We start from the raw sequence: 1,683 nt of genomic DNA on the forward strand, positions 1-1,683 counted from the left end.
CCTGCGTGTTTCATCCGGGGTCGCGTCCGGAGCATGATCGGAAAAGCGAAAGTGCCTTCTGAGCTGCAACGATGAGGCTTGTCTAAGGTCCCAGTCGTACCAGCAGGAAGGCACTTTCTGCGTGCACACTACCCGGTCACGCCCCAAGCTCGTCGTCAGCGCCGACGGGCACGGGGTGGTCAACCACGCCGGCTCGCGTCTGCTGGCGGATCTGGCCGACGCCACCTCGCTGACCAGCGCCTTCAGCGACGCTCTGCACCGGCTGCGACCGCGCGGGACCGGGCACGATCCCGGCCGCGTCGTGGTGGACCTGGCGGTGATGCTCGCCGACGGAGGCGAGGCGATCCGGGACCTGGCCGTGCTCCGCGACCAGCGTGACGTGTTCGGCCCCGTCGCCTCCACCCCCACCGCCTGGCGCGTCCTGGCCGGCATCGACACCAACAACCTGAACGCACTGCGGGCAGCCCGGGCCCAGGCCCGCGAGGTCGCCTGGCTGCAGACCGCCGAGACCACGGACGGGATACCGCCAGCCCGCGCCGGAGGACGTCAACTGCCCGGCCTGGTCCTGGACATCGACGCCACCCTGGTCACCTGCCACTCCGAGAAGGAAGAGGCGGCCGCCACCTACAAACGCGGCTTCGGCTACCACCCGATGCTCTGCTTCCTGGACAACACCGGCGAGGCCCTGGCCGGCATCCTGCGACCCGGCAACGCCGGAGCGAACACCGCAGCCGACCACATCACGGTCGTCGACGCGGCCCTCGCGCAGATTCCCGACGCCCACCGCCACGGCACCCCGGTCCTCATCCGCACTGACAGCGCGGGCAGCGCCAAAGCCTTCCTCGCCCACCTACGCGCCCTCAGGCAGCGAGGCATCCAGACCACCTTCTCCGTCGGACACGCCGTCACCGAACAGGTTCGCAAGGCCATCCGGGTCCTACCCGACCAGGTCTGGCACCCGGCCCTGGAACAGGACGGCACCCTTCGTGCCGGTGCCGAAGTCGCCGAGCTGACCGGCCTGGTCGACCTCACCGGATACCCGGACGGCACCCGCATCATCGTCCGACGAGAGCGCCCCCACCCAGGCGCCCAGCTGTCCCTGTTCGACCAGGACGAGGGCATGCGCCACCAGGTCTTCCTCACCGACACCCCCGTCGCCAGCGGCGCCTCGATCCAGTACCTGGAGGTCCGCCACCGCGCTCACGCCCGAGTCGAGGACCACATCCGCTGCGGCAAGACCACCGGCTTCGGCCGCTTCCCCTCCCGCCACTTCGCCATCAACCAGGCCTGGCTGGAGCTGTCCCTGACCGCCATCGACCTGCTCGCCTGGGCCCGGACCCTGCTGCTGGACGGCGAGTTGGCCACCGCCGAGCCCAAGAAGCTCCGCTACCGCCTCCTGCACGCTGCCGCCCGGATCACGCGCGGAGCCCGCCGCCTATACCTGCGGATCGCCGGCACCTGGCCCTGGCGCCACGAACTGACCACAGCGTTCAGCCGCCTGGTGGCACTACCCCGACCGGCCACCTGACAGACGAAGCAGCCCCTGACCACCCACAACCCGAGGACCCAGGAGCACCCGGCCATCGCGCCGGGCCCTCGGCATGCCCAACGTCCCACGGCAGCCCCACAACCCCCGACACAGGGATCACCCCAGATCAGCCGACGCGAACCGAAACACGGAGG

General features: G+C 70.4%; 1 protein-coding gene. It reads left to right on the forward strand.

Annotated elements, in window-relative coordinates:
* The first annotated feature begins 121 nt into the window (after positions 1-121).
* Positions 122-1,528 carry an IS1380 family transposase gene (locus ACZ52R_RS43450; protein ID WP_465755575.1) on the forward strand — a complete coding sequence of 469 codons (1,407 nt, stop codon included), beginning with the start codon at positions 122-124 and terminating at the stop codon, positions 1,526-1,528.
* Positions 1,529-1,683 lie beyond the last annotated feature (155 nt).

Source organism: Kitasatospora sp. NPDC034023 (assembly GCF_055575795.1).